The organism is Kitasatospora sp. NPDC004272, from assembly GCF_053603035.1.
Genome location: NZ_JBSGET010000008.1, coordinates 46,751 through 71,811 on the forward strand (window position 1 = coordinate 46,751; position 25,061 = coordinate 71,811).

Consider the following 25,061-nt stretch of genomic DNA (forward strand, 5'->3'; position numbering starts at 1 on the left):
ACGGCGGGTCCGTGCTGCTGCGGGTCCTTGACCGAACCGGAAGCCGATGCGCGCTCCGGCAGTGGACCACCGGCAGACCGGGGCTCGCCGTTCCCCGGGCCCCCGGGGTCAGAAGCGCGTCACGCCCTCCGGGGTCACCACCGCGTGCACCGGCAGGTCGTGCGGTTCGGCCGGCACCTCCGGGAGGATCTCGCTCGCGTACAGCAGGGTGGCCAGCAGCGGCCGCGCGCCCTCGCGGGCGAGGCGGGCCAGGACGCGGTCGTAGGAGCCGCCGCCGCGGCCGAGCCGGACGCCGTGCCGGTCCACGGCCAGGCCGGGGAGCAGGACGACGTCCGCGCCGAGGACGGCGTCGGGGCCGAGCCGGGGGGCGGTGGGTTCGAGCAGGCCGAGGGCGGCGGGGGCGAGGTGCGCGTCGTCCTCGTACGGGGCCCAGTCCAGGTCGTTGTCGGCCAGCAGCACCGGCAGCAGCACCCGGACGCCCGCGCCGGCGAGGGCGCGCAGCAGCGGGCGGGTGCCCGGTTCCGCGCCGACCGAGACGTACGCGGCGACGGTGCCGCCCGGCGGCACCAGCGCGGTGGCGCGCCCGGCCAGGGCTCCGGCCGCGGCGGCGCGCTCCGGGGCACCGAGCACCCGTCGTTCGGCGAGCAGCCGTGACCTCAGCGCCGCCTTGTCGTTGGACAACCGATCCGCAGTCACCGTTCGATTCCCTTCAGCTCCGTCACGTGCACTGACACGAGCCTGACACGCCGAGGCCGCCGCATGTCCACCCCGTTCCTGCTCCAGGCCGTGGCCGCGTTCGGCGCGGCCGTTCCGGCCGCCGCCGGCGTCCTCGCGCTGCGCCGCCGCAGGTGCCGGGCCGAGCACGGCGCCCGGGAGTCGGAACTTCTGGCGAAGATCGCGGAACTGACGGAGGAACGCGACGAGCTGGTCCGCACCGCCTCCTGCGACCCGCTGACCGGGGTGTGGAACTACCGGCACCTCCAGCTGACCCTGGACCGCGAGATCGAACGCGCCCGCCGGGCCGAGGCCACCGCGATCGACCCCCGCCCGCTGTCGGTGCTGCTGGTGGAGGTGGCGGGCTTCGACGCGGTGGTCGCCGAGCACGGCCGGGCCCGCGCCAACGCGATGCTCCGGGACCTCGCCCAGCGGCTGGCGATGGAGATCCGTGGCTGTGACACGCTGGGGCGATACGGCGGGGAGGACTTCCTGGTCCTGCTGCCGGACACCGGCCCGGAGGGCGCCGCGCAGGTCGCCGAGCGGCTCTGCTGGTCGGTGCGCCGCCACCGCCTGACCGACCGTCACCCCGGCGAGAGCGCCGATCCGGACGAGCGCAGCGGCCTGACCGCCTCCGTCGGCCTGGCCGTGCAGCCCCGGGACGGCGCCCACGCGGCCCTGCTGCTGCGGGCCGCGGACCGGGCGCTGGCCGCCGCCCGGGCCGCCGGCGGGGACTGCTGGCGCTCCACCGAGCAGCTCCCGGCCGAATTGGCCGGTCCGGGCGCCGCACCGTCGGCGGGTAGGGTGTCTTCCGGCCCCGGCGGGGCCCCCCTCACCCCGCACGCGACCACCGTCGGCCCGGGCCCGATCGGTGACAGGCCCTAATCATCGATTCACTCCGCTCTCAGCCGAGTGGAACGCCCGCCTTAGTAAGGTCGACGCATGACGAACAAGCACGCCCGCCAGCCGGTCACCAAGGCAGTCGTCCCGGCCGCCGGTCTCGGCACCAGGTTCCTCCCCGCCACGAAGGCCACGCCGAAGGAGATGCTGCCGGTCGTCGACAAGCCGGCCATCCAGTACGTCGTGGAGGAGGCTTCCGCCGCGGGCCTGTCCGACATACTGATGGTCACCGGACGCAACAAGCGTGCTCTGGAGGACCACTTCGACCGGGCCTACGAGCTGGAGGAGCTGCTCAGCCGCAAGGGCGACCAGGAGCGGCTGCGCCGGGTGCAGGAGTCCGTGCAGCTCGCCAGCATGCACTACGTCCGCCAGGGCGACCCCAAGGGCCTCGGCCACGCCGTCTCGGTCGCCGAACAGCACGTCGCGGGACAGCCGTTCGCCGTCCTGCTGGGCGACGACCTGATCGACCCGCGCGACCCGCTGCTGTCCCGGATGATCGAGGTGCAGCAGGAACTCGGCGGCTCCGTCGTCGCGTTGATGGAGGTCGACCCCGCGCAGATCCACCTGTACGGCTGCGCCGCCGTCAAGGCCACCGACTTCGGCCCGGACGTCTTCCAGGTCACCGACCTGGTGGAGAAGCCCGACACCGCCGACGCACCCTCCAACTACGCCGTCATCGGCCGCTACGTCCTCGACCCGGCGGTCTTCGACGTGCTGCGCGAGACCCCGCCCGGCCGCGGCGGCGAGATCCAGCTGACCGACGCGCTGCGCGAACTGGCCACCCGAGGCGAGGCCGACGGCGGCCCGGTGCACGGCGTGCTGTTCAAGGGCCGCCGCTACGACACCGGCGACCGGGCCGACTACCTGCGGGCGATCGTCCGGCTGGCCGCCGAACGCGACGACCTCGGCCCCGAGTTCCGCGGCTGGCTGCGGGAGTTCGTCGCCACCGAGATGCAGGACTGACCCACCAGCGAAGGAGCGTGAGGCGATGACCGGGAAGCACGACCCCTGCTGCGAAGGGGCCGGCTCCCCGGCCTCGCCGCGCCTGTGGACCGTCGACGAGCACCTCGCCGACGTCCTCGCCGCGGTCGCCCCGCTGCCGCCCATCGAACTGCAACTGCTGGACGCCCAGGGCTGCCGGCTCGCCGAGGACGTGCGGGCCGGCGCCGACCTGCCGCCCTTCGACAACAGCTCGATGGACGGCTACGCGCTGCGCACCGCCGACACCGTGCGCGCCACCGGGCAGTACCCGTCGGTGCTCGCCGTGGTCGGCGACATCGCGGCCGGTGCCGCCGAACTGCCCAGGGTGGGCCCCGGCCAGGCCGCCCGGATCATGACCGGCGCCCCCGTCCCGCCCGGCGCGGAGGCCGTCGCCCCGGTCGAGTGGACCGACGGCGGCACCGGCACCGGGCTGGCCGCCGACGCGATGGGCGCGCCCGTCGCGGACGAGGAGGTCCGGGTGCTGCGCCCGGTCGCCGAGGGCGGGCACATCCGCCGCCGGGGCAGCGACGTCACCGCGGGCGACACCGTGCTGGAGGCCGGCACCGTGCTCGGCCCCACCCAGCTCGGCCTGCTCGCCGCGATCGGCCGCGGCACCGTCAAGGTCGCCCCACGCCCCCGGGTGGTCGTGCTCTCCACCGGCAGCGAACTCGTCCAGCCCGGCGAGGCCGCCGGACCGGGCCGGATCCACGACTCCAACTCCTTCACCCTGACCGCCGCCGCGATCGCCGCCGGGGCCGTCGCCTTCCGGGTCGGCGGCGTCCCCGACGAGGCGGACACGCTGCGCGCCGTGCTGGAGGACCAGCTCGGCCGGGCCGACCTGATCGTCACCAGCGGCGGCGTCTCGGTCGGCGCGTACGACGTGGTCAAGGAGGTGTTCGCCGACTACGGCGGCGTGGACTTCCGGCGGTTGCGGATGCAGCCGGGCAAGCCGCAGGGCTTCGGCCGGATCGGCGCGGCCCCCGGGGTGCCGCTGCTCGCCCTGCCCGGCAACCCGGTCAGCGCGTACATCTCCTTCGAGCTGTTCGTCCGCCCGGTGATCCGCACCATGCTCGGCGCCCCCGACGTGCACCGCCCGGTGGTGCGCGCGGCGACCACCGCCGCGCTGCGCTCCCCGGCCGGGCGGCGGCAGTTCCTGCGCGGCCGGTACCACCCGGCGGACGGCACCGTCTCCCCGGTCGGCGGCGAGGGATCGCACCTGGTCGGTGCGCTGGCCCGGGCCGACTGCCTGATCACGGTGCCCGAGGACGCGACCGCGCTGCCCGCCGGGAGCGCCGTCGATGTGGTCCTTCTCACGGACTGACCGGGGCGGGGTTGTACGGTAGCGCGAGATTCGCACCGTGCCACTGGAGCCCACTCGTGACCGACACACCCCCCGGCGACCGCCTCACCCACGTCGACCACACCGGCGCCGCCCGGATGGTCGACGTCTCCGAGAAGGCCGCCACCACCCGGGTCGCGGTGGCGGCCGGCCGCGTCCGGGTCGCCCCCCGGGTGGTCGAACTGCTGCGCGGCGAGGGCGTTCCCAAGGGCGACGCCCTCGCGGTGGCCCGGATCGCCGGGATCATGGGCGCCAAGCGGACGCCCGAGCTGATCCCGCTCTGCCACCCCATCGCGCTCACCGGCACCACCGTCGAACTGGCCGTCACCGACACCGCCGTCGAGATCACCGCCACCGTCCGCACCGCCGACCGCACCGGCGTCGAGATGGAGGCGCTGACCGCCGTCGCCACCGCCGCGCTCACCGTCATCGACATGGTCAAGGCCGTCGACAAGGCCGCCGCGATCGAGGACGTCCGGGTGCTCAGCAAGACCGGCGGCAAGAGCGGCGACTGGCACCGGGAGGAGGCCAAGTGAGGGCGCTCGCCGTCACCGTCTCCAACCGGGCCGCGGCCGGCGTGTACGAGGACCGGGGCGGCCCGCTGCTGGTCGCCGGACTGCGCGCGATGGGCTTCGAGACCGACGGTCCGCAGGTCGTCCCGGACGGCGAACCGGTCGAGGCGGCGCTGCGCGCGGCCGTCGCCGCCGGGTACGACGTGGTGCTCACCACCGGCGGCACCGGCATCTCCCCGCAGGACCTCACGCCCGAGATGACCGCCCGGGTGATCGACCGGCAGGTCCCCGGCATCCCCGAGGCGATCCGCGCCCACGGCCGGGCCGCCGTCCCCACCGCCGCCCTCTCCCGCGGCCTGGCCGGCCTGGCCGGACGCACCCTGGTCGTCAACCTGCCCGGCTCCACCGGCGGCGTCCGCGACGGCCTGGCCGTGCTCGCCCCGCTGCTGCCGCACGCCGTCGACCAGTTGGCCGGCGGCGACCACCCGCGACCCGCGGGCGGTGCGCACTGAACGCGGGCTGGCCGGTCGAACTGGCCGAGGGGGACGTGGTGCTGCGGCCGATCCGCCGCCGCGACCAGGCCGAGTGGCAGGAGGTCAGCCGCCGCAACCGGGACTGGCTGCGCCGTTGGGAGGCCACCGTCCCGCCCGCCCCGGCCGGCCGGGCCCCGCTGCCCCGGCCCACCTACCGGCAGATGGTCCGCTACCTGCGGGCCGAGGCCGGCGCGGGCCGGATGCTGCCCTTCGTGGTGCTCCACCGGGGCCGCCTGGTGGGCCAGTTGACGGTCGGCGGGATCACCTGGGGCTCGATGTGCTCCGCCAACGTCGGCTACTGGGTGGACGAGGCGGTGGCCGGCCGCGGCATCATGCCCACCGCCGTGGCGCTCGCCGTCGACCACTGCTTCCGGGACCTGGGCCTGCACCGGATCGAGGTGTGCATCCGCCCCGAGAACCGGCCCAGCCGCCGGGTGGTGGAGAAGCTCGGCTTCCGCGCGGAGGGGATGCGACCCCGCTACCTGCACATCGACGGCGACTGGCGCGACCACCTGGTGTACGCGCTGACCGCCGAGGAGGCCACCGACGGGCTGCTGCGGCGCTGGCAGGAACTCAGGAACCGACCGCCGCAAGAGAATTGAATGTGTGTTCGAATGTAGATATCGATATGGCATCGGAGTCGTGTCGAGCCGTCACAAATACCGGCAAAATAGTCTGAGAATCAGCTTGATCACACGACACGCCGCGCCAAATTGCTGCAGCGCCTTCGCCCGCGCCCGTACCGTGTGAAACGTGAGCAGTAGCGGCCTTATCTACGCGGTCATCGTAGGGGCCTGGGCTGCCTATCTGGTGCCGATGTGGCTCCGCAGGCAGGACGAGCTCAACGAGTCGCGTCCGACGGAACGCTTCAGTACCGCGATCCGCCTGCTGGCCGGTCGATCGGCCATGGAGCGGCGCGCGGCCCGGGCCCTCGGCGACCAGACCGACGACCAGCAGCACCCCGCCGGGGGCGACCCGGACGGGGCCCTCGCCGATTCCGCGGACGGCCCCGCGGACGGTCCCGACGCCGACCCGGCGATCGACCCCGCGGACGTGGCCACCCGGCCCACCGCCTGGGAGGACACCGAGCCGGCCCCGCGGCCCGACCCCGCGTCGGCCCCGTCCCAGCCGAAGCCCGCCGAGGGCCGGGGCGAACGGGAGCGCGAGCGGGAGTGGGAGCACGGGGACCGGCGCTCGGCCGAGCGGCGGGCCCGACTGCTCGCCCGGCGGCGGCGGATGGTCACCATGCTGTTCCTCGCCTTCGCGCTCGGCGCCGTGGTCGCCGCGGTGGCCGGTTTCGCCTTCCTCTGGGTGCCCGTCGTCCCCGGCGTGCTGCTCACCCTCTACATCGGCCACCTGCGCCGACTGGAACGGCAGCGCTACGAGGTCAAGTTCGACCGGGGCCGGGCCGCGCAGGCCGCCGAGCGGCTGCGCGAGCGCGAGCGCGAACGGGCCGCCCGCCCGTCCGGGCCGTCGTCCGCCCAGCCGTCCGCGGCCCGCCCCGCACCCGCCGCCGACCCGGTCGGCGCCGACCCGGCCACCACCCGGGCGACCGTCCTGGCCGAGGCCACCGAGCACGAGGAGTGGGCCGACGGCGTCCGCGCCCGCGCCGCCGCCGGGCCGGACTCCTGGGAGCCCGTCCCCGTCCCGCTGCCCACCTACGTCACCGCCCCCGTGGCCCCCCGCACCACCCGGGGCCTCGACCTCTCGGCCCCCGGCACCTGGGACTCCGGCCGCCCCGCAACCCCGCTCTTCGACCAGTACGGCGAGCCCGGCCAGGCCGTCCAGCCGCCCGCCGCGGACTGGGGCAGCCGCCCCCGCGCCGCCAACGAGTGACCACCCGCCCCACCCGTTCCACCCGCCCCGCCCCGGCCGCAACGCCCCACCCGCGCCGGGGCGTTCGCGTGCCCGGACGGCGGCCGTCCGGGTGGCAACGACCATGGTCACGAGTACCCGCGCAGAGGTGATAGAGTTCTTTCTTGTTGGGGCTGTGGCGCAGTCCGGTAGCGCACCTCGTTCGCATCGAGGGGGTCAGGGGTTCGAATCCCCTCAGCTCCACCAACAGAAATCCCGCCCGGGAAACCGGGCGGGATTTCTCGCATTCCGGGGCCGTTGCACGACGCACCCCGCGCGGGCGGGGTTCCGGGAGATTCCGGCACCGGACGGCCGGCCGACGGCTGACGGCCGGCCGGCGGCTCAGTCCTCCAGGGCCGCGATCGCCTCGGCCAGCCACCGCTTCTCCTCGGCGCCCGTCGCGCGGGCGATGCGCAACATGCCCTGCCGGAAGAGGTCCGGCGCCTCCTCGGCCCGCACCGGTTCGCCGTCGCGGTAGAAGAAGCTCGCCGGGGTGTCGAGGAAGACCTGCCGGCGGCGGAGGACGGCGACCTGCTCCGCCCGGTCCGGGAGGTGCCGCAGGAACGAGAGCAGCGTGAAGAAGCGCTGCCCGTCGGTGATCTCGACCTCCTTGGGCCGCCGGAGCCGGTCCTCCAGCTCGGCGCGGCCCGCCCCGGTGAGGGAGAGGATCCGCCGGGGCGCCGCGCCGCTGCCGGGCTCGGTGCGCTGCTCGATCAGCCCCGCCTTCACCAGCCGGGTGATCGCCGGGTAGAGCGCGCCGTCACTGACCGGGCGGATGTGGCCGCTGAGGCCCTGGATGCGGGCCTTCAACTCGTACCCGTGCAGGGGCTCCTCGCGGAGGAACCCCAGAATCGACAGCTCCAGCACGCGGCCGCACCCCTTCCTGTCCCTGTTCCCGTTCCCGGGTCCGTTCCCGTTCCCGGGTCCGTTCCCGGGTCCGGGTCCGGGTCCGTCCGGAGGCTTGCCCGTTCGGCGCGACCCATGCTACCTCTTTTCGCTGTACCTCGAATCGAGGTACAGCGGAGGGAGGGGGCACGGCCATGGGAGCAACACGGCACCGGCGCGAACTGGTGTCGCTGGCGTACCCGGTCTACCTGGAACTGCTCGCGGGCGTCACGGCCGGGATCATCAACATGCTCTGGGTGGCCAGGCTCGGCGGGCCCGCCGTCGCCGCCGTGGCCGTCGCCACCAACCTGGAGAACCTGCTGCTCGGCGTCATCCTGGTCGCCGGATCGGGCACCACCGTGCTGGTCGCGCGGGCCAGGGGAGCGGAGGACCCGGCGGCACTGCGCTCCGCCGTCCGCGGCGGCCTGGTGCTGTGGGCGATCGTCGCGCCGGTCGTCGCGGCGGGCGGGTACCTGGGCCGCGAGCCGCTCGCCCGACTCGTGCTCGGCGGCGGTGGCGGCTCGCTGACCCTCACCGTCGACTACCTCTCCCTCGCCCTGCCCGGGATCGCGGTGTTCTTCGCGACCAACGTCATCGACGGCGTCCTCAAGGGCACGGGCGACACCCGCACCCCGATGAGGCTCGCCGTGCTCGCCAACGGACTGATCCTCGCCCTGGACCCGCTGCTCATCCTCGGCTTCGGCCTCGGCGTCCGGGGCGCCGCGATCGCCACCGTCCTCGGCCGGACGGCCGCGCTGGCCTGCGGACTCGTCGCACTGCGCCGCAACGCCGTCCTGCGCCGGGCCGCGAGCGCGCCGTCGTCCCGGACGGGGACACCGGGTGCCGACGCCCGCCGGGTCGCCGCGACGGGCCTGCCCATGTCGGCCGACTTCGTCGTCCGGATGACGGGTGCGCTCGCCCTGGTCGGCCTGGTCGCCCGGATCGGGGTCGACGAGGTCGCCGCCTACGGAATCGCCACCAAGGCCGTGTACGTCGCGACCATGGCCTTCTACGCGGTGCGCCAGGCCGCCGCGATCCACACCTCCCACCTGCTCGGCGCCGGCCGCGACGAACGCCGGTCCGTCGGACGGCAGGCCCTGCTCCTCGGCGGGACGCTCGGGCTCACGGCCGCCCTGACCCTGCTCGCCGCCGCACCGTGGATCATGCGGGCCTTCGGCAGCGAGGGCGCGGTGGCCGAGGCCGGCACCCTCTACCTGCGCTGCCTGGGCCCGTACCTGGTCCTGCTCGCCTGCTTCATCGCCCTGGGCGGAGTCTTCGAAGGCAGCGGCGGCAGCCCCGCCCTCGCCCGGATCACCACCTGCGGGGTGATCCTCCAACTCGCCCTCGCCCACGCCCTGTCGGGGTCAGGGCTACCCGGCATCTGCACCGCCATGGCGGCCTCCACGGCCCTCCAGTGCGCGGCCGTCGCCAGGATGCACCGCCACGCGACGCCCCGGCCGGCGGACCGAACACCCCCGGGTCCTCCGCCCCACCTGCTCCGAACCGCGGGGGAGTGCGGTCGCGGCCACGGCCGGGCCGCCCCGCGCCACCCGGCAGGGCGCCTCAACCGCCGTGCTGGGGAGGAAAATTGATGGCCGGTCGATGAGCTGCGGGCGTACCGTCCGGGCATGGACTGGAACGCCTGGCACGACGGGTACGACGACCCCGGTTCCTGGCAGGCCCGGCGGCTGGAGGCCGTGCGGGGGCGGCTGCGGGAGGTGCTGGACGGGGCGCCGCCGGGCGGGTTGCGGGTGGTCAGCCTGTGCGCGGGCGACGGGCGGGACCTGCTGGGCGTGCTGGCGGAGCACCCGCGGCGGGCCGACGTCCGGGCCCGGCTGGTCGAGTTGGACCCGCGCAACGCGGGGGCAGCCCGGCGGCGGGCGGTGGAGACCGGGCTCGCGGCGCAGGTGGAGGTGGTGACGGGGGACGCCGCGCTGCCCGCCCACTACGCGGGGATGGTGCCGGCGGACGTGGTGCTGCTCTGCGGGGTGTTCGGCAACCTCGCCGATGCCGATGTGGAGCGCACCGTCGGGGCCTGCCGGGCGCTCTGCCGCACGGGCGGGACGGTGATCTGGACCAGGCACCGGGAGGCGCCCGACCTGGTGCCCCGGATCGGTGAGTGGTTCGCGGCGGCGGGGTTCGAGCAGCGCTGGCTCTCCCCGCCCGGGGTCGGCTACGGCGTGGGGGTGCACCGGTTCACCGGCAGGCCCGACGAACTGCGGCCCGAGCGGCCGATGTTCGAGTTCGTCGGGTACCGGGTGCTGCGTCCCGACCTCTGGCCGGAGGGCTGAGGGACCGAGGCCCGGTCCTCCGGGACCAGGCGGCGGACCCGGGTCAGCGGACGGTCTGCAGGTCGGCGTTCCGGCTGTTCATCCGGACCTTCAGCGTGGTGTACCCGGGCTTGCCGCCGGCGGCGTGCTCGCTCCAGTACTGGCAGCTGAACCCGGTGTCGGTCTCGAAGTCGTACGCCTTGGCCACCGGCATCTCCTGGCAGGCCAGCTTGCCCGCGCCCGCGTAGCCGGACTCCGGGCCGTACTGGTCGTACAGCTGGGCCTGGATCGTCTTGGCGACCAGCAGGCCCTTCTTCGGGGTCTTGGTGTAGGAGATGATCATGCTGCCCTCCTTGTACGAGTCGCTGATCTTCACCTCGTACGGCACCTCGGCGCCCTCGAAGGTGGCCACGCAGTGGCTGACCGCGCCCGCCTTCTGCGTGACGCCGTCCGGGCACTTCGCGGTGGTCTCGCCGGGCGTGCGGGCCTTCGACAGCAGGTCCTCGCGCAGCGCGAACTCGACCTTCTCGACCAGCGGCGCACTGCGGTCGGGCGCCGGCGTCACCTTCAGCGCGTCACCGCTGTCGCTGCTGCGCAGGTACACGTCCGCCACCGGCCCGGTCACCGCCACCGGCAGCGCCGCACCGGCGTCCGAGGCGGAGGTGGGAGCGGGGGAGCCGGAGGAGGCGGTGGAAGCCGAGCCGAGGGCGGAGTCCGAGCCGGAACCCGATCCGGAGTCCGAGTCGGAGGAGCAGGCCGAGGTCAGCAGGACCGCCGCGAGGGCACCGACGAGGAGGGTCTTGGAGAGTCGCATGGGCGAGGACCATACCGGCTCTTTGCCTTTCCTTTGAAGTAACGTCCAGGGAGCGGGAACGCGCGGCCGCCCCCGGGTCAGCTGACCGGCTCGAACCGGAAGTTGGCCCCGTCCCAGCAGGTCCTCGCGCGGCCTGGCCTCGACCTGCTCCTCCAGTGGGGCGCTCTTGTCGGGCCGGGCACCGACAGCGCGTCCCCGGCGCCGACCACGCGGGGGTCCAGGTACGCGCCCTGGACCGGGCCGTTCACCGCCACCGGCAGGACGGTCGCGCCGGCCGCCGGGGCGGGGAGAGTCGCATGGGTGGGGACCCTACTGGCCGGCACCGTGGCGCAGGAGCAGTTTTCGGCATTCGAACTCCCATACCCGCCACCCGCCCCCGTGAACCGTCCGGCCGCGGGCTAGGGTCTGCCGCATGGCGAACGACCCCGGTTGGACCTGCACCTGCTGCGGTGAGCGGCACTCCGGACTGCCGATGGCCCACCACGCCGAGGCGCCCGCCTCCTGGGAGCCCGGGATGGCGGAGCGGGAGGACTGCGAGCTGACCTCCGACCAGTGCGTGATCGGGGAGCACTCGTTCGTCCGGGGGCTGGTCGAGATCCCGGTGATCGGCGGCGACGAGGTGTTCGCCTGGGGCGTGTGGGTCTCGCTGAGCGAGCGGAACTTCGCGCGGGCGACCGAACTGTGGGAGCGGCCCGGGCGGGAGTCGGAGCCGGCCTACTTCGGCTGGCTGTCCACCGAACTGCCGCTGTACGCGCCGTCCACGATCAACCTGAAGACCATGCACCACACCCGGCCGGTCGGGCGGCGCCCGTACATCGAACTGGAGCCCACCAGCCACCCGCTGGCCGTCGAGCAGCGCACCGGGATCACCGTGGAACGGGTCCGGGAGATCGCCGAGGCGCTGCTGCACCCCGGGCGGGGCGGCGGGGTCAGGGGTGCAGGACGACCAGGCGGACGGTGGTGGCGTCGCCGTCCGGAGTCGTGACGGCGGTGCCGGACGGGGTGCCGGACGGGGTGCCGAAGGTGAGCACCCGGTGCCCGGCGCCGGCCGGGAACTCCCAGTCCACGTGGTCGCGGCGGCGCAGCGCCGCGGTGTCGCCCAGGGCGGCGTCCGGCGTGGTGGCGACCTCGGTGGCCTTCAGTGCGGCGAGGTAGTCGGCGGCGGCGCCGGACGGGGCGGTGAAGCGCAGGAACAGGACGTCCGGGCCGGACACCGAGTCGTCGTCGCTGTAGTAGCGCACCCCGGTCGCCCCGGCGGGCAGCGTGACGCCGTAGTAGCGCAGCAGGGAGGCCAGGTCGCGCGGCCCGCCCAGGTTGGCGCAGTCGTACTGCCGGTAGGCCCGGGCGTCGTGCGGGTGCATCGGCCAGCAGCCGCCCCACGCCTCGCGGGCGCCGATCAGCCCGCCGCCCAGGACGAGCAGTACGACCAGGACCCAGGTCAGCGGCCTGCGGTGCCAGGCGCGGACAGCGGACATGCCCAACCCCCCGGTGCGCCGCCCCTCCGGGCGGTGTTCCCCGGGATCATAGACCGCCCGAACGCCGGGTCGAAGGACCGTCGGCGACTCCCGCGGCAGCGGTCGCGCAGCCGACGGATCCGGTCTGTCGGATTTGCCCCGGTGCGTCATCCGGCCTGGTGGGAAGGGGTGTTGAAGAGCGGAGGGTAAGGCGCCGGTGCGGTGGAAGTGAAGAAAGTGTAATGGTGCGAACCCGTGCTCGTACCCGTCGGGAGGCACTCCTAGGCTGATGCTTTGCCAACGGATGACGATGACCCAGGGGGATGAATACGCAATGGGGGCCTACTTCCGCGTCGAAGTCGACGATCTCTCCAAGCTCATGCAGCGCATGAGGGACAGTCAGCAGGACATGCGCGAGGCACTGCACGCCATGAAGGAGACCGGTCCGAAGACGACCGGCAGCAAGGATCTCGACCACGCCTGCGACGACTTCAACGACAGCTGGCAGGACGCCATCACCCGGATAACCCAGGGCGTCGAGGCCCTGGAGGAGAAGCTCGACCAGACCTGCAAGAACTACGCGGAGACCGACCAGGCCATCCACGACATGTTCAGCGGGGCCGCGGCATGAGCGGCGACTTCTTCTCCTACGTGGTCGGCCTCGACCCCGACTTCCCGGCCCTGGGCTTCAACCCGGCCCCCGGCAACCCCGACAACGTCGACGGCCTGGTCGGCAAGCTCAACAAGGCCGCCAACGCGATGGACAGCGCCCACCGCACCCTGGTCGAGGTCGGCCGCGGCGGCAGCATCTGGGAGGGCGACGCGGCCCAGGCGTTCGCCGGCAAGATCGGCGAACTGCCCGGCTACCTGGAGGACAGCGTCGACGCCATGCGCCAGGCGTCCTCCGCGCTCAACAGCTGGCGCAGCCAGCTCTCCTCCTACCAGGACACCGCCCGCCGGTACGAGGAAGAGGCCCAGTACGCCAAGAGCCGCCTGGAGTCCGCGAAGAAGGCCCGCGAGCAGGCGTCCGACCGCTACGACAAGGCGTCCGACAACCCCGCCTTCATGCTGATCGGCCGGCACTTCGACGACCAGGCCACCTTCGCCCAGGCGCAGAACCAGATCGACTCCGCCAGCGCCGAGTACCAGGCCGCCGGCGACGCGCTGGAGAACGCCAACCGCGACCTGAAGGCCATCGAGGACGAGCTGGAAGCCGTCGTCAAGCAGGCCCGGGAGCTCTACTTCCACCACCAGGACGACGCGGGCCGCACCTCGAAGGCACTGCGCCGGGCCAACCAGAACGCTCCCGACATCAGCACCTGGGAGAAGATCGGCAACAAGTTCAAGGACATCGGCAAGTCCATCAAGAAGTGGGCGACGGACCACGCCGACGTGCTCAAGAAGATCGGCGACATCTCCAGCGGCATCTCCGGCGTGCTCGGCATCGCTTCGCTGGCCACCCTGTGGTGCCCGCCGCTGTCGGCAGCCCTCGGCGTGGCCTCGGCCGGAGCCTCCGCGGTCGCGCTCGGCGCCCACGGCATGGCCAAGCTCGGCGGCGCGGACATCAGTCTGATGACCCTCGCGGGGGACGCCATCGGGGCCGTCCCGTTCGGGGGCGGCGCGCTCAAGGCGGCCAAGTCGGCCAAGGCGGCGGTCTTCGGCGTCAGGACGGCCGAAGGGGCCATGGAGGTCCTCCCGGTCGTCACCAAGGGGGCGGGCTTCATCTCCAACAGCGGGAAGGTCGCCGTGAAGGTCGGGGAGGGCCTCAGCGAGCTGGCCGCGAAAGGCGGCATCATGCACAAGGCGATCAGCTTCGGGATCACCAAGTCGCCGTTGGCGAAGTTCGCCCTCATCCACGCGGACGACGCCGGGGAACTGGCCGGAAAGCTCTCGGTCCAGTCCCTGTGGTCGGCGGTGCCCCAGGGCCTCTTCAAGGCAGGCGGCCTGGCCATCCACGCGCCCAACCTCTACCACCAGGTGACGGGATCATGACGACGGAACACACGCCGACCGACCCCGTGGCGGCCGACCGGGCCCCGGCCGCGCAGGAACCGACCGGCCCCGCGGCGGCGGAACCGTTCGACGGGCCGGTCGTCAACTGGCGGATCCCCGTCGTCTTCCACTCGCTCGGCCTCGAACTCCCGGAGGAGGAACGCGAAGCGCACCTCGCCGAGGTGGCCCAGGAGATCTGGAGCGGCGGCACCGACTTCCAGCGCGAGACCGTGGCCTCCTGGTACCGGGGGATCGCGCAGGACGCCGCCGCGATGGGCGCGGTCTACTCCGGTTTCGTGCTCGGCGTCCTCGACGACGGCCGGATCAGCACCGGCGGCCTGGTCATCCAGAGCACGCAGGCCGACACCCAGGACGTCGAGGCGGTGGCCGCCGCGATCGAGGAACTGCTCTCCAACGACCCCGCCAACGAGGTCTTCACCGTGGACGCCCCGGTCGGGCCGGTCGTCGTCGCCGCCTACGGCACCGTCACCGAACTCGACGACGGCGAGGGGACCAAGGCCAGGCTCGAAATCGCCGAGGCCACCGCGCACATCCCGGTCCCGCAGGTCGACACCCTGCTCACCATGACGATCAGCACGCCCATCCTGAAGGAGTTCCCGGAGTACATGGCGGCCCTGGCCACCATCGTGGAGAGCATCGAGCTCGTCCGCCCCGGCGAGCAGCGCACCGCGCCGGTGCTCAGCCAGGCGTCCGCCGACCGGATCACGGAGATGTTCGGATGAGTACCTGGCACCCGCCGGCCCCGCCCGGCCTCGACACCGGCCCGCTGCCCGCGCGCGGGGTGGTCGGACTGCAGTTGCAGTTCTGCCTGCAGTGGATCTGGCTGCCCTTCCGGCTGGCCCTCCACGTGTGCAACAACATGCCCAGCAACGACTGCGTGGCCGACGGGCACGGGGTCGGAAAGTTCGTCCTCACGCCGAGCCGGTACCGCCTCGAACGCAGCGGCACCCGGGAAGAGTGGGAGGCCTGGGCCGACCGGGCCCTGGACCAGGGCCTCCCCAGTGCGATGGCCGATGTGGCGGGGTTCGTGAACTTCAACAAGAAGACCCGCGGCAAGTGGAAGTACAAGGGGGACAGCCTCGTGCCCGAGACCACCATCCGCAGGCGCTACTACCGGGGCATCGGTGCCGAGGGGCTCGCCGTGCTGGCGGCCCGCCGCGGCTGGCAGGTCGACTGGAGGTACGTGGGGCAGAAGGAGCTCCGCCTCTTCCTGCCCCCGCGGGAGGGGTCCGCATGAGCACCTGGCACCCGCCGGCCCCGCCCGGCCTCCACACCGGTCCGCTGCGCAAGCGCGGGGTCGTCGGGCTGTGGCTGCAGTTCTGCCTGCAGTGGTTCTGGTTCCCCGTCCGGTTCTTCATGTTCGAGGGCGAGTTGGGGACCGTCCTCACCCCGAGCCGGTACCGCCTCGAACGGCGCGGCACCCGGGAGGAGTGGGAGGCGGCGCTCGGGAAGACCCTGGACAAGGTGATCCCGGAAGCGCAGAGACTCGTGCGCGTCCGGCAGGAGGCGAACGAGAGCGGCAAGTACCCGTTCGCCTTCGTCGGCCCGCTGCTGGTGCCCACGGTGCTGGTGCACCGGAGCTCCTACCGGGGCATCGGCCTCGAAGGGCTCGCCGCGGTCGCCGCCCGGCGCGGCTGGCAGGTGCGCTGGGAGACGGCGCGGTTCCAGTACGTCGGCCTGTTCCAGGCGCAGCCGCAACAGCCGCAACAACATCAGCCCCAGCCCTACCAGCAGCCCCAGCCCCAGCCGCCTCAGCAGTCGCCGCAGGGGTACCAGCAGCCGCAGCCCAACCCCTACCAGCAGCCGCCGCAGGCCAACCCCTACCAGCAGCCCCCGGCCGGGGGCGGCGGGTGGCAGTGAGCCGGCGCCCGGGGTAGGCGAGGACGGTGGGCCCCGCGGTCGGTGCCGGGGGCGTGGTCGATCCGGAACTCGGCGTGGATCGCCGCCGGGTGTCGGCGACCGCGCCCCCGCCCGGCCGCGACTACTCCTCCTCGGGCCCCTCCCGGTGGTAGCGGAACCGGGCCCGTGGCGGCTCCACGTGCAGCATGAACTCGGCCACCGGGCCGTCGGGGGAGTGCAGGGTGCAGGCGGCCTCCAGTCGGCCGTAGGCGCGCTCCCACCCCTCCCAGTCCTCGGCCTCGGCCAGCCGGTGGCACTCGGCGAAGTGCGGGGCGAACTCCGGCCAGGCCGGGCCGGGGCGGAAGGTGCCGTTCAGCCACGGCATGTCCACCCCGTCGATCCGGATCTCGCCGACCGGTTCGGTGCCGTGCAGCAGGCGCCAGGTCTCTCCGGCGATCGGGGCCATCGGTGCTCCAGGGGTGTGGGGGCGGCGTCAGGGCGGCGCGCGGGGGTGTCACTCGTACGAGTGGATTGTGGAATCCGGGTGGCCCAGCGGGGTATCGGTGACCGCGGGCCGGTGGGCTCGTTAGGCATCGCGCCGATCTCTGTCGACGAACACCTTAGGGGCGGGACCCAGTGGCTCAGCCGTTCGAACTGCCGGACTTCTACGTGCCGTACCCGGCCCGGATCAACCCGCACTACGAGGGGGCGCGGGTGCACACCAAGGAGTGGGCGCGCGACTTCGGCATGCTGGAGGGGTCGGGCATCTGGGAGGAGCACGACCTCGACTCGCACGACTACGCGCTGCTCTGCTCCTACACCCACCCGGACTGCGACAGCGAGGCGCTGGACCTCGTCACCGACTGGTACACCTGGGTCTTCTTCTTCGACGACCACTTCCTGGAGATCTTCAAGCGGACCCTCGACCGCGAGGGCGGCAAGGCGTACCTGGACCGGCTGCCCGCGTTCATGCCGATGGACCTGGCGGACGGCTACCCGGAGGCCACCAACCCGGTCGAGGCCGGCCTGGCCGACCTGTGGCAGCGCACCGTCCCGCACATGTCGGCCGACTGGCGGGCCCGGTTCGCCGAGTCGACCAGGAACCTGCTGAACGAGTCGCTCTGGGAGCTGTCGAACATCAACGAGGGCCGGGTCTCCAACCCGGTCGAGTACATCGAGATGCGCCGCAAGGTCGGCGGCGCCCCCTGGTCGGCCGGCCTGATCGAGTACGCGGCGAACGCCGAGGTGCCCGAGTCGGTGGCGCACTCCCGGCCGCTGCGCGTCCTGCGGGACGCCTTCTCGGACGGCGTGCACCTGCGCAACGACCTGTTCTCGTACGAGCGCGAGATCGGCGAGGAGGGCGAACTGTCCAACGGCGTCCTGGTGCTGGAGACCTTCCTCGGCTGCTCCACCCAGCAGGCCGCGGACGCCGTCAACGACCTGCTCACCTCCCGGCTGCAGCAGTTCGAGAACACCGCGCTCACCGAACTCGCCCCGCTGGTCGTCGAGCACGCGCTGAGCCCGGAGGAGGTCGCCCGGGTCCTGGCCTACGTCAAGGGCATGCAGGACTGGCAGTCCGGCGGCCACGAGTGGCACATGCGCTCCAGCCGGTACATGAACGGCGGCGGCGCGGCCGCCCCCGCCACCGGCCCCCGGGGCCTGGGCACCTCCGCCGCCAACATCCGCCTCGCGGCGGGCGTCCGCGGCCTGCGCAGCTTCGTCCACACCCCGCCCCGGGGGGTCGGCCCCGCGCCGCTGCCCGCCTTCCCGATGCCGTACCCGCTCACGCTCAACCCGCACCTGGACGGCTCCCGGGAGTACGTCGTCCGCTGGGCCCGCGAGTTCGGCCTGCTCGACCCGGAGCCCGGCGTCCCCGGCTCCGACGTCTGGGACGAGCGCAAGCTCCGCGACTACGACTTCGCGCTGTGCGCCGCGGGCATCGACCCCGACGCCACCCCCGCCGAGCTCGACCTCTCCTCCGCCTGGCTGACCTGGGGCACCTACGCCGACGACTACTACCCGGCCGTCTTCGGCCGCCCCCGCGACCTGCTCGGCGCGAAGGCCGCCAACGAGCGGCTGCACGCGCTGATGACGCTGGACGGCAGCCTCCCGTTCGCCCCGCGCAACGCCCTGGAGTCCGGCCTCGCCGACCTCTGGCAGCGCACCGTCGCCCCGTTCGAGCAGGGCGCCCGGGTCAAGTTCCGCAAGGCCGTCGGGGACATGCTCGACAGCTGGCTGTGGGAGCTCGCCAACACCGCCCAGAACCGCATCCCGGACCCGGTCGACTACATCGAGATGCGCCGCGCCACCTTCGGCTCCGACCTGACGATGAGCCTGGCCCGGCTCGGCCGCGGCGAGGTGATCCCCGATGAGGTCTACGCGAGCGGCACCCTGCGGGCGATCGAGAACTCCGCCGCGGACTACGGCTGCCTGGTCAACGACCTGCACTCGTACCGCAAGGAGGTCGAGTACGAGGGCGAGTTCCACAACCTGGTCCGGGTGGTGGAGAACTTCTTCTCCTGCGACCACCCGGTCGCGGTCGCCATCGTGGCCGACCTGATGGCCTCCCGGCTCAGCCAGTTCGCGCACGTGGTCAAGGGCGAACTCCCGCTCCTCAAGCACGACTTCGCGCTCGAAGGCGAGGCCGAGCAGGCCCTCGACGGGTACGTCCGCGAGCTGGAGGACTGGATGGCCGCCGTCCTCAACTGGCACCAGCGGTGCGAGCGCTACACCGACGACGTGCTGCGGCGGCACTTCGCCCCGAAGACGGCCCTCCCGGCGGAGCTGGGCACCTCGGCGATGCGGATCCTGCAGACGATCGGCCGCTGAAACGCCGAAACGCCGGAACGCCGGAACGCCGGAACGGGGGCCCGGGAAGGATCCCGGAACCCCCGTCCCGTCAGTCGGGTGCCGTCACTGCCAGCTGTCCTGCCGCGGCTGCGCCGGGGGTCCCTGGTGCGGGACGGGAGCGGGCACCGGGCGGTGCGGGTGGTGCCGGTGGCCCCGGGGGTGGCGGGTGAGGGTGTAGCCGAGGACGCCGGCCAGCGCGGCCAGCACACCGCCGGAGACGGTCCACCACCAGCGGGTGTTCCAGCCGGAGAAGAGGTCCGAGTACCAGTGGGTCTCCTCCGCGGCGGGCGCGGCCGCGTACGTCGCGCTCGCGCTCGGCGCCGGGGTGGCCGCCGCGGCGGCCGCCGTCGCCCCGGCGTTCACCGGCGGCACCAGCGGGTCCTTGAGCGCGCCGCCCTCGGGCTGGGCGTCGTCCGCGCCGCCCTTGGTGGCGACGTGCACGTGGACGGTGGAGGCCAGGCCGAGGTCGGTCTGCGGGATGTCCGTGGTGGACAGCCGGACGTAGTACGTGCCGGGCAGCGGGTCGCCGGACCAGGGCTCGGCCCAGGAGCGGATCTGCCGCAGCGTGCAGCTCAGCTCCAGGGTGGTCGCGCTCTGCTCGGCGGTGCCGTCCTGCGGCCCCGCGGTGCAGGACTGCCGGCGGCGCAGGCCGTCGAACAGCTCGACCGTCCAGGTCTGCGCGCCGTGCCGGTCCGCGGCGTCCGGCAGGGTGACCGTGACCTGGACGGTCGGGGTCTGGCCCTCGGAGGCCGGGAACGCCCAGTACAGGTAGTCACCGGTGGAGACCGGGACGTCCGCGTCCTGGCCGGAGGCCAGCGTGGTCGCGGTCAGGAAGCTGGTGCCCACCGAGTTGAGCACCGGCTTCCCGGTGCCGGACGCGGACGGCGAGGCGGACGGCGAGGTGGACGGGGACGCGGCCGAGGCCGTCGTCGGGGCCAGCAGCAGCAGGCCGGTGAACGCGGCGGCCGCGGCCGCGGCGGTGCGGAAGTCGCGCATCGTCAGTTCTCCCGCCAGACGGAGATCCGCCAGCGTGCCAGCCAGCCGAAGACCAGACCGGCGAGCAGGCCGGCCAGGGTGAGGACACCGAGCAGGATCCAGCCGCGGCCCAGCCCCATCGCGGGGCCGTCCGGGGCCGGGGAGGCGGCGGCGACGTCCACGGTCAGCTCCAGCGGCAGACCCGGGTCGGCCTGCACGGCCGCCTGCGGGGCGAAGGAGTTGCTGACCACCAGGCACACCGTGCGGGCGGTCGAGGCCGAGCCCGAGCCCTTCGACGGGGACGCGGAGGCCGCGTCGGAGTCGTCCTCGGACGCGGACCAGCGCACGCCGGTCGACGCCACGTCGGTGCGGCCCGAACCGGCGTCGCTGCCGCGCACCAGTTCCTGGCCGCCGCTGTCGGTGGCCTGCAGCAGCACCCCGTAGTCCCGGGCCACGGCCCGGTCCGGGGTGACGCTGACCGAGGCGCGCAGCTCCTCGCCCGCCTTCACCGGCACCCGGTACACCCGGTGCTCGGAGAACTTCTCCCGGTCGGTGTACACGCCGGGGGACAGCACGGGGGCGTCCGCGCACTTGTCGGCACCGGTCACCTGGGCCGGGGCGACGGTGTGGGTGTCCTGGGCGCGCTCGACCAACTGCTTGACGCGCTTGGTCAGCTGGTCCTGGCTGCGCACGTCGGTGAAGGTGCCGCCGGTCGCGTTGGCGATGCAGATCAGCTGCTGCCGGGTCTTGTCGTCGTGGGCCAGGCCGAGGGTGTCGACCACCAGGTGGATGCCCTGGCTGGCCAGTTCGCGGGCCACGTCGCACGGGTCCGGCGGCGCGCAGGTGTCCTCGCCGTCGGTGATCAGCACGATCCGGCGGGTGGTCGGGCCGGTGCCGAGGTCCTGGGCGGCGGCCCGCAGCGCGATCCCGATCGGGGTCCAGCCGGTCGGGCGGACGGTGGCGACGGCCGTCTTGGCCTCCACCTTGTTCGTCCTGCCGACCGGGTAGAGCTGCTGGGTGTCCTTGCAGCCCTCCTTCTGGTCGTTGCCCGGGTAGGTCGCGCCGAGGGTGCGGATGCCGAACTCGGTCTCCTCCGGCAGCGCGTCGATGACCTCCTTGATCGACTGCTGGGCGACCTCCATCCGGCTCTTGCCCTGGATGTCCGTCGTGCGCATCGACCCCGAACCGTCCAGGATCAGGTCGACCTTGGGCGCCTCGGTCGCGGCGGCCGGAGCCCCGGGTTCGTCGGCCGCCGCGGGGAAGGTGCCCAACCCGGTGGCCACGACTATCGTCAGGGCCCCGAGCAGGGCGGCCGCGCGGGCCGTCCGTCGTGGTGTGGTGGGTGTGATCACCCGCCGCATCCTAGGGACCGTCAGTTCGAATCGCCCAACGCGGGTGGTGGGCGCCGCCTACCCTGAACGCACGGGCGGAGCGGGGGAGGAGAGCGCATGACGGCGCGTCTGGCCGGGGAAGCGCACGACGGCGCGGCCGATCGGGGAGAGCGCATGACGGCGCGTCTGGCCGGGGTCGGCAAGCGTTACGGGCGCGGCGGCCGGTGGATCCTGCGGGACGTCGCGCTGGCGCTGCCGCCCGGCGGGATCGTCCGGGTCGAGGGGGCCAACGGCACCGGGAAGTCCACCCTGTTGAAGGTCCTGGCGGGTGTCGAGCGGGCCGACCGGGGCACCGTCGAGGTCGCCGGCAGCCGGGCCTACGTGCCCGAACGCTTCCCGCCCGCCCTGCCGTTCACCGCCCGCGACTACCTCCGCCAACTGGCCCGGGTGCGCGGCCTGAGCGCCGAGCAGGGCCGCCGCCGGGCCGACCACTGGCTGGAGCGCTTCGGCATCGCCGGGTACGCGGACACCCCGATCGGCCGGCTCTCCAAGGGCACCTGCCAGAAGGTCGCGGTCGCCCAGGCGCTGCTCGCCGAGGCCGACCTGCTGCTGCTGGACGAAGCCTGGACCGGGCTCGACCGGGCCGCCCGCGGCGAGTTGGACGCGGCCGTCGCCGAACGGGCCGCGGCGGGCGGGCTGGTGGTGTTCGTCGACCACGACCCGGGCCGGCTGGCCGGCCTCACCACCGCCGGACACCTCGTCAAGGACGGCGCCCTGCACGGGATCCCGGTCGCCGCCGCCGGGCCGGACGGCCCCCGCACGGCGATCGTGGTGCGCGCCGAACGCCTCCCCGAGCACCTCCCCGGCAACCCCGGGCGCACGCCGCTCGCCGACGGCGCCGTCCGGCTGGAGGTGGCCGCCGCGCACTCCGACACCCTGCTGCGCCGGCTCCTCGATTCCGTGCCGCCGGTGCACGTCCACAGCGTGGCCGCCGCGGAGCACGCCGAAGGAGGCCGGCCGTGACGCTGCGCGTGCTGACGCGGTACCACCTGGAGCTGCTGGTCCGCTCGCAGCGCTGGCTCGCCCCCGGGCTGGCGTACGTGGTGGTGCTGGGGCTGGGCCTGTCGGGCGGGGACGACACCGCGGGGGCGGCCGCCTTCTCGGCCGGGCTGCTGGTGCCGGTGGCGGCCTGGCTGGTGCGCGCCGCGGTCGGGGCGGAGCCCGCGCAGTCGCGGGCCTGCCTGGTCGCGGCGGCGGGCTGGCCGCGGGTGCACCTGGCGGCGCTGCTGGCGGCGGTGCTGGCCGGGCTGGGCCTGGGCCTGGCGGGCCTGGCGGCGGCGGTGCTGCTGGGCAGCGGGGGCTCGGGCGCGGCGGTCGCCGCCGGTGCGCTGGCGACGGTGGTGTGCGTGCTGTCGGGGGCGGCGGTGGGGGCGCTGTGCAACCGCCCGGTGGTGACGGGGGCGTACGCGGTGCCGCTGGGCCTCGGCGGGGTGGTGGCGGTGCTGCTGGTGCCGGGCTCGCCCGCGAACGCGGTGGTGCGGGCGCTGGTGCTGGGTGCCCGGGGCGCGCTGAGCGTGCCGTGGTGGACGCTCCCGGCGGCGCTGGTGTTCGCGGCGGGGTGCTGCTGGGTGGCGGTGACGGCCGCGGTGCGGCGCGGCGACTGAGCGCCGGGCCCGTCGGCGGGAAACGGACACACCGACCAGATCGGATGAAATACGGCCAATCCTGGTTAGGGTGCTGGAGGACGTGCCCGAAGCCTGGAAGCCTGTCGGAAGGAAGCCCGCCGTGAGCAACCTGTTCGCGATCGCCTACCCGGATGTCGCCACCGCGCAGAAGGTCCGCGACGAGCTGGTCGGCCTGCAGAAGCAGAAGCTGGTCGACCTGGAGGACGTCGTGGTGGTCGAGCGCCGCGAGGACGGGAAGATCAAGCTGCACCAGGCGGTCTCCAACACCGGTATGGGCGCCGCCTCGGGCGCGCTGTGGGGCGGCGTGATCGGCCTGCTGTTCTTCATGCCGTTCCTGGGCGCGGCGGTCGGCGGCGCGACCGGCGCGGCGGTCGGCGCGTCCACCGACACCGGCGTGGACGACAACTTCATGCGCCAGATCGGCGAGAAGCTGGAGCCCGGCAAGGCCGCGGTCTTCGCCCTCGTCCGCTCGGCGACGCAGGACAAGGTGATCCCGGCCGTCGCGCAGTTCGGCGGCGAGCTGATCCAGACCTCGCTCAGCCACGAGGAGGAGGAGCACCTGCGGGAGATCGCCAAGGCCGCCTACCCCGCGTCCACGCTCTGACGCCACCGCGGTTCCCTTCCGGCGGGGTGCCGGGCGCGCGTCGCCCGGCACCCCGCCGTCCGTGCCCTTTCGAGCTGGCGAGGACGGCTGGTGGTGGCGACTGACTCCGCGACCCGGGCGGCCCGGGTGCCCCGGGCCCGGCGGCCCGGGACCGGGCGCTGGACCGAACTGTTGCTGGTGCTGGCCGCGGTGGGCCTCGCGGTGTTCGGCTACGTCGAGGTCGGCGTCAACCTCGACGGCACGGCCCCGCCGGACGCCGCCCAGTACGGCGCCGCGCTCGGCGTGCTCGCCCTGCTCGCGCACGCGGCGGTCCGCTGGCGCGCCAAGTGGGCCGACCCGCTGCTGCTGCCGATCGCCGTCCTGCTGAACGGCATCGGACTGGTCGTCATCTACCGGCTGGACCGCAACCCCGGCAGCGCCGCCGCCCCCACCCAACTGCTCTGGTCCACCCTCGGGGTGGGCCTGTTCATCGCGGTGCTGCTCCTGCTGCGCGACCACCGCCGGCTCCAGCGCTACGCCTACGTCGGCGCGTTCGTCGCCCTCGTCCTGCTGGTGCTGCCGGTGTTCTTCCCGCCGGTGTACGGCTCGCGGATCTGGATCACGCTGGGCCCGCTGTCCTTCCAGCCCGGCGAGTTCGCCAAGGTCCTGCTGGCGGTCTTCTTCGCCGCCTACCTGGCCGCGCACCGGGACGCGCTGGCGCTGACCGGCCGCAAGGTGCTCTGGTTCCAGCTGCCGCTGGGCCGGGTGCTCGGCCCGGTGCTGCTGATCTGGGCCGCGTTCGTCGGCGTGCTGGTCCTGGAGACCGACCTCGGCACCTCACTGCTGTTCTTCGGCCTGTTCGTGGTGATGCTGTACGTCGCCACCGCCCGCACCGGCTGGATCGTGATCGGCCTGCTGCTGTCCGCGCTGGCCGCCGTCGGCGTCGGCTGGCTCTCCCCGCACGTGCACAGCCGGGTCACCGAGTGGCTGCACCCGCTCGCCTCGATCGAGGCCGGGCAGGGCGCCAACCAGATCGCCCAGTCGCTGTTCGCCTTCGCCTGGGGCGGCCAGCTCGGCACCGGCCTGGGCCTGGGCCACTCCGCGCTGATCGGCTTCGCCACCAAGTCCGACTTCATCCTGGCCACCGTCGGCGAGGAACTCGGCCTGACCGGCCTGTTCGCGGTCTTCCTGCTGTACGCCCTGCTGGTCTCCCGCGGCTTCAAGACCGGCATCGCGCTGCGCGACCCGTTCGGGCGGCTGCTCGCCATCGGCCTGGCCGCGCTGGTCGCCATCCAGGTGTTCGTGGTCGCGGGCGGCGTCCTCGACCTGATCCCGCTGACCGGCATGACGCTGCCGTTCATCGCCCAGGGCGGCTCGTCCGTGGTCACCAACTGGATCATCGTGGCGCTGCTGGTCCGGACGAGCGACCTCGCCCGGCGCCCCGCCCCCGAGGAGGACGCGTGAGGTTCACCCGGCCCGCGGGCACCAACGGCGGCCCGCAGGGGCTGCCCGGCATCTCCACCACCGGA

Annotated in this window: 27 protein-coding genes and 1 tRNA gene; 21 read left to right on the top strand and 7 right to left on the bottom strand. The window is 73.9% G+C overall.

Annotated elements, in window-relative coordinates; translation table 11 throughout:
• Positions 1–108: 108 nt before the first annotated feature.
• Positions 109–696 carry a 5-formyltetrahydrofolate cyclo-ligase gene (locus ACWEO5_RS04725; protein ID WP_452160119.1) on the bottom strand — a complete coding sequence of 196 codons (588 nt, stop codon included), beginning with the start codon at positions 694–696 and terminating at the stop codon, positions 109–111.
• Positions 697–759: 63 nt separating this feature from the next.
• On the opposite strand from ACWEO5_RS04725, the gene ACWEO5_RS04730 reads away from it, so the two are divergent.
• The 8 genes from ACWEO5_RS04730 (at position 760) to ACWEO5_RS04765 (ending at position 7,040) form a co-directional block, all read left to right on the top strand.
• The gene (locus ACWEO5_RS04730) at positions 760–1,599 is read left to right on the top strand and encodes a GGDEF domain-containing protein (RefSeq protein WP_452160121.1); all 840 of its coding nucleotides are present in this window, start codon (positions 760–762) and stop codon (positions 1,597–1,599) included.
• A gap of 57 nt (positions 1,600–1,656) precedes the next feature.
• Positions 1,657–2,577 carry a UTP--glucose-1-phosphate uridylyltransferase GalU gene (galU, locus tag ACWEO5_RS04735; protein ID WP_452160123.1) on the top strand — a complete coding sequence of 307 codons (921 nt, stop codon included), beginning with the start codon at positions 1,657–1,659 and terminating at the stop codon, positions 2,575–2,577.
• A gap of 25 nt (positions 2,578–2,602) precedes the next feature.
• Entirely contained in the window at positions 2,603–3,916 is a 1,314-nt protein-coding gene (gene glp, locus ACWEO5_RS04740) for a molybdotransferase-like divisome protein Glp (RefSeq protein ID WP_452160125.1), read from the top strand.
• 116 nt (positions 3,917–4,032) lie between these two features.
• On the top strand, positions 4,033–4,470 hold the full coding sequence (gene moaC, locus ACWEO5_RS04745) for a cyclic pyranopterin monophosphate synthase MoaC (protein WP_344554180.1): 438 nt from the start codon (positions 4,033–4,035) through the stop codon (positions 4,468–4,470).
• Entirely contained in the window at positions 4,467–4,958 is a 492-nt protein-coding gene (locus ACWEO5_RS04750) for a MogA/MoaB family molybdenum cofactor biosynthesis protein (RefSeq protein ID WP_452160127.1), read from the top strand. Before moaC ends, ACWEO5_RS04750 begins: the two co-directional genes overlap by 4 nt.
• The gene (locus tag ACWEO5_RS04755) at positions 4,955–5,581 is read left to right on the top strand and encodes a GNAT family N-acetyltransferase (RefSeq protein WP_452160187.1); all 627 of its coding nucleotides are present in this window, start codon (positions 4,955–4,957) and stop codon (positions 5,579–5,581) included. Before ACWEO5_RS04750 ends, ACWEO5_RS04755 begins: the two co-directional genes overlap by 4 nt.
• A gap of 151 nt (positions 5,582–5,732) precedes the next feature.
• On the top strand, positions 5,733–6,815 hold the full coding sequence (gene sepX, locus ACWEO5_RS04760; protein ID WP_452160129.1) for a divisome protein SepX/GlpR: 1,083 nt from the start codon (positions 5,733–5,735) through the stop codon (positions 6,813–6,815).
• Between the two features lie 148 nt (positions 6,816–6,963).
• Positions 6,964–7,040, top strand: a tRNA-Ala gene (locus ACWEO5_RS04765).
• 135 nt (positions 7,041–7,175) lie between these two features.
• Here the strand turns inward: ACWEO5_RS04765 and ACWEO5_RS04770 are convergent.
• The gene (locus tag ACWEO5_RS04770) at positions 7,176–7,700 is read right to left on the bottom strand and encodes a PadR family transcriptional regulator (protein WP_452160131.1); all 525 of its coding nucleotides are present in this window, start codon (positions 7,698–7,700) and stop codon (positions 7,176–7,178) included.
• A 173-nt stretch (positions 7,701–7,873) separates the two neighbouring features.
• On the opposite strand from ACWEO5_RS04770, the gene ACWEO5_RS04775 reads away from it, so the two are divergent.
• Both ACWEO5_RS04775 and ACWEO5_RS04780 read left to right on the top strand, forming a co-directional pair.
• On the top strand, positions 7,874–9,310 hold the full coding sequence (locus ACWEO5_RS04775) for an MATE family efflux transporter (protein WP_452160133.1): 1,437 nt from the start codon (positions 7,874–7,876) through the stop codon (positions 9,308–9,310).
• Positions 9,311–9,346: 36 nt separating this feature from the next.
• Positions 9,347–10,009 carry a class I SAM-dependent methyltransferase gene (locus ACWEO5_RS04780; RefSeq protein WP_452160135.1) on the top strand — a complete coding sequence of 221 codons (663 nt, stop codon included), beginning with the start codon at positions 9,347–9,349 and terminating at the stop codon, positions 10,007–10,009.
• Between the two features lie 43 nt (positions 10,010–10,052).
• Here ACWEO5_RS04780 and ACWEO5_RS04785 read toward each other — a convergent pair whose 3' ends face one another.
• A complete protein-coding gene (locus ACWEO5_RS04785; protein ID WP_452160137.1) occupies positions 10,053–10,802 on the bottom strand; it encodes a hypothetical protein in 750 nt (249 codons plus the stop codon).
• A gap of 412 nt (positions 10,803–11,214) precedes the next feature.
• Here ACWEO5_RS04785 and ACWEO5_RS04790 point away from each other — a divergent pair, with 412 nt between their 5' ends.
• Positions 11,215–11,787, top strand: coding sequence for a DUF2199 domain-containing protein (locus ACWEO5_RS04790; RefSeq protein ID WP_452160139.1), 573 nt, complete (start codon positions 11,215–11,217; stop codon positions 11,785–11,787).
• Here ACWEO5_RS04790 and ACWEO5_RS04795 read toward each other — a convergent pair.
• Positions 11,732–12,277 carry a hypothetical protein gene (locus ACWEO5_RS04795; protein ID WP_452160141.1) on the bottom strand — a complete coding sequence of 182 codons (546 nt, stop codon included), beginning with the start codon at positions 12,275–12,277 and terminating at the stop codon, positions 11,732–11,734. The genes ACWEO5_RS04790 and ACWEO5_RS04795 overlap by 56 nt on opposite strands.
• 367 nt (positions 12,278–12,644) lie before the next feature.
• On the opposite strand from ACWEO5_RS04795, the gene ACWEO5_RS04800 reads away from it, so the two are divergent.
• From ACWEO5_RS04800 to ACWEO5_RS04820, 5 genes are read left to right on the top strand one after another with little or no spacing between them, the layout of a single operon-like run.
• Positions 12,645–12,887, top strand: coding sequence for a hypothetical protein (locus ACWEO5_RS04800; protein ID WP_425556856.1), 243 nt, complete (start codon positions 12,645–12,647; stop codon positions 12,885–12,887).
• On the top strand, positions 12,884–14,248 hold the full coding sequence (locus ACWEO5_RS04805) for a putative T7SS-secreted protein (RefSeq protein ID WP_452160143.1): 1,365 nt from the start codon (positions 12,884–12,886) through the stop codon (positions 14,246–14,248). The genes ACWEO5_RS04800 and ACWEO5_RS04805 overlap by 4 nt, the downstream gene beginning before the upstream one ends.
• Positions 14,245–14,991, top strand: coding sequence for a hypothetical protein (locus tag ACWEO5_RS04810; RefSeq protein WP_452160145.1), 747 nt, complete (start codon positions 14,245–14,247; stop codon positions 14,989–14,991). Before ACWEO5_RS04805 ends, ACWEO5_RS04810 begins: the two co-directional genes overlap by 4 nt.
• Positions 14,988–15,506 (top strand): hypothetical protein, encoded by a 519-nt coding sequence (locus tag ACWEO5_RS04815; RefSeq protein WP_452160147.1) that lies wholly within the window; start codon positions 14,988–14,990, stop codon positions 15,504–15,506. Before ACWEO5_RS04810 ends, ACWEO5_RS04815 begins: the two co-directional genes overlap by 4 nt.
• Positions 15,503–16,129 (top strand): hypothetical protein, encoded by a 627-nt coding sequence (locus ACWEO5_RS04820; protein WP_452160149.1) that lies wholly within the window; start codon positions 15,503–15,505, stop codon positions 16,127–16,129. Before ACWEO5_RS04815 ends, ACWEO5_RS04820 begins: the two co-directional genes overlap by 4 nt.
• Before the next feature lie 121 nt (positions 16,130–16,250).
• On the opposite strand, the gene ACWEO5_RS04825 is transcribed toward ACWEO5_RS04820, so the two are convergent.
• The gene (locus ACWEO5_RS04825) at positions 16,251–16,574 is read right to left on the bottom strand and encodes a hypothetical protein (protein ID WP_452160151.1); all 324 of its coding nucleotides are present in this window, start codon (positions 16,572–16,574) and stop codon (positions 16,251–16,253) included.
• A 170-nt stretch (positions 16,575–16,744) separates the two neighbouring features.
• Between ACWEO5_RS04825 and ACWEO5_RS04830 the strand changes: the two genes are divergently transcribed.
• Complete coding sequence (locus ACWEO5_RS04830) at positions 16,745–18,937, top strand: terpene synthase family protein (protein ID WP_452160153.1); 2,193 nt, start codon at positions 16,745–16,747, stop codon at positions 18,935–18,937.
• A gap of 84 nt (positions 18,938–19,021) precedes the next feature.
• On the opposite strand, the gene ACWEO5_RS04835 is transcribed toward ACWEO5_RS04830, so the two are convergent.
• Positions 19,022–19,954: a peptidase gene (locus tag ACWEO5_RS04835; protein WP_452160155.1), complete on the bottom strand. Its 933-nt coding sequence runs from the start codon at positions 19,952–19,954 to the stop codon at positions 19,022–19,024.
• A gap of 2 nt (positions 19,955–19,956) precedes the next feature.
• Entirely contained in the window at positions 19,957–21,294 is a 1,338-nt protein-coding gene (locus tag ACWEO5_RS04840; RefSeq protein ID WP_344554133.1) for a VWA domain-containing protein, read from the bottom strand.
• Positions 21,295–21,438: 144 nt separating this feature from the next.
• Between ACWEO5_RS04840 and ACWEO5_RS04845 the strand changes: the two genes are divergently transcribed.
• The 4 genes from ACWEO5_RS04845 to ACWEO5_RS04860 all read left to right on the top strand — a co-directional run bounded on the left by ACWEO5_RS04845 (position 21,439) and on the right by ACWEO5_RS04860 (position 24,996).
• Positions 21,439–22,287 (top strand): ABC transporter ATP-binding protein, encoded by an 849-nt coding sequence (locus ACWEO5_RS04845; protein ID WP_452160157.1) that lies wholly within the window; start codon positions 21,439–21,441, stop codon positions 22,285–22,287.
• Positions 22,284–22,928: an ABC transporter gene (locus tag ACWEO5_RS04850; RefSeq protein WP_452160159.1), complete on the top strand. Its 645-nt coding sequence runs from the start codon at positions 22,284–22,286 to the stop codon at positions 22,926–22,928. The genes ACWEO5_RS04845 and ACWEO5_RS04850 overlap by 4 nt, the downstream gene beginning before the upstream one ends.
• Positions 22,929–23,049: 121 nt before the next feature.
• Positions 23,050–23,553: a DUF1269 domain-containing protein gene (locus tag ACWEO5_RS04855; RefSeq protein ID WP_344554137.1), complete on the top strand. Its 504-nt coding sequence runs from the start codon at positions 23,050–23,052 to the stop codon at positions 23,551–23,553.
• Positions 23,554–23,646: 93 nt separating this feature from the next.
• Positions 23,647–24,996, top strand: coding sequence for an FtsW/RodA/SpoVE family cell cycle protein (locus tag ACWEO5_RS04860; RefSeq protein ID WP_452160162.1), 1,350 nt, complete (start codon positions 23,647–23,649; stop codon positions 24,994–24,996).
• The last annotated feature ends 65 nt before the right edge of the window (positions 24,997–25,061 follow it).

Excerpts from the sequence above, each read along its gene's own strand:
- ACWEO5_RS04730 (WP_452160121.1), top strand. The coding sequence starts at position 760 with ATGTCCACCCCGTTCCTGCTCCAGGCCGTGGCCGCGTTCGGCGCGGCC.
- galU (WP_452160123.1), top strand. The coding sequence starts at position 1,657 with ATGACGAACAAGCACGCCCGCCAGCCGGTCACCAAGGCAGTCGTCCCG.
- glp (WP_452160125.1), top strand. The coding sequence starts at position 2,603 with ATGACCGGGAAGCACGACCCCTGCTGCGAAGGGGCCGGCTCCCCGGCC.
- moaC (WP_344554180.1), top strand. The coding sequence starts at position 4,033 with ATGGTCGACGTCTCCGAGAAGGCCGCCACCACCCGGGTCGCGGTGGCG.
- ACWEO5_RS04775 (WP_452160133.1), top strand. The coding sequence starts at position 7,874 with ATGGGAGCAACACGGCACCGGCGCGAACTGGTGTCGCTGGCGTACCCG.
- ACWEO5_RS04780 (WP_452160135.1), top strand. The coding sequence starts at position 9,347 with ATGGACTGGAACGCCTGGCACGACGGGTACGACGACCCCGGTTCCTGG.
- ACWEO5_RS04785 (WP_452160137.1), bottom strand. The coding sequence starts at position 10,802 with ATGCGACTCTCCAAGACCCTCCTCGTCGGTGCCCTCGCGGCGGTCCTG.
- ACWEO5_RS04790 (WP_452160139.1), top strand. The coding sequence starts at position 11,215 with ATGGCGAACGACCCCGGTTGGACCTGCACCTGCTGCGGTGAGCGGCAC.
- ACWEO5_RS04795 (WP_452160141.1), bottom strand. The coding sequence starts at position 12,277 with ATGTCCGCTGTCCGCGCCTGGCACCGCAGGCCGCTGACCTGGGTCCTG.
- ACWEO5_RS04800 (WP_425556856.1), top strand. The coding sequence starts at position 12,645 with ATGAGGGACAGTCAGCAGGACATGCGCGAGGCACTGCACGCCATGAAG.
- ACWEO5_RS04805 (WP_452160143.1), top strand. The coding sequence starts at position 12,884 with ATGAGCGGCGACTTCTTCTCCTACGTGGTCGGCCTCGACCCCGACTTC.
- ACWEO5_RS04810 (WP_452160145.1), top strand. The coding sequence starts at position 14,245 with ATGACGACGGAACACACGCCGACCGACCCCGTGGCGGCCGACCGGGCC.
- ACWEO5_RS04815 (WP_452160147.1), top strand. The coding sequence starts at position 14,988 with ATGAGTACCTGGCACCCGCCGGCCCCGCCCGGCCTCGACACCGGCCCG.
- ACWEO5_RS04820 (WP_452160149.1), top strand. The coding sequence starts at position 15,503 with ATGAGCACCTGGCACCCGCCGGCCCCGCCCGGCCTCCACACCGGTCCG.
- ACWEO5_RS04825 (WP_452160151.1), bottom strand. The coding sequence starts at position 16,574 with ATGGCCCCGATCGCCGGAGAGACCTGGCGCCTGCTGCACGGCACCGAA.
- ACWEO5_RS04835 (WP_452160155.1), bottom strand. The coding sequence starts at position 19,954 with ATGCGCGACTTCCGCACCGCCGCGGCCGCGGCCGCCGCGTTCACCGGC.
- ACWEO5_RS04840 (WP_344554133.1), bottom strand. The coding sequence starts at position 21,294 with ATGCGGCGGGTGATCACACCCACCACACCACGACGGACGGCCCGCGCG.
- ACWEO5_RS04845 (WP_452160157.1), top strand. The coding sequence starts at position 21,439 with ATGACGGCGCGTCTGGCCGGGGTCGGCAAGCGTTACGGGCGCGGCGGC.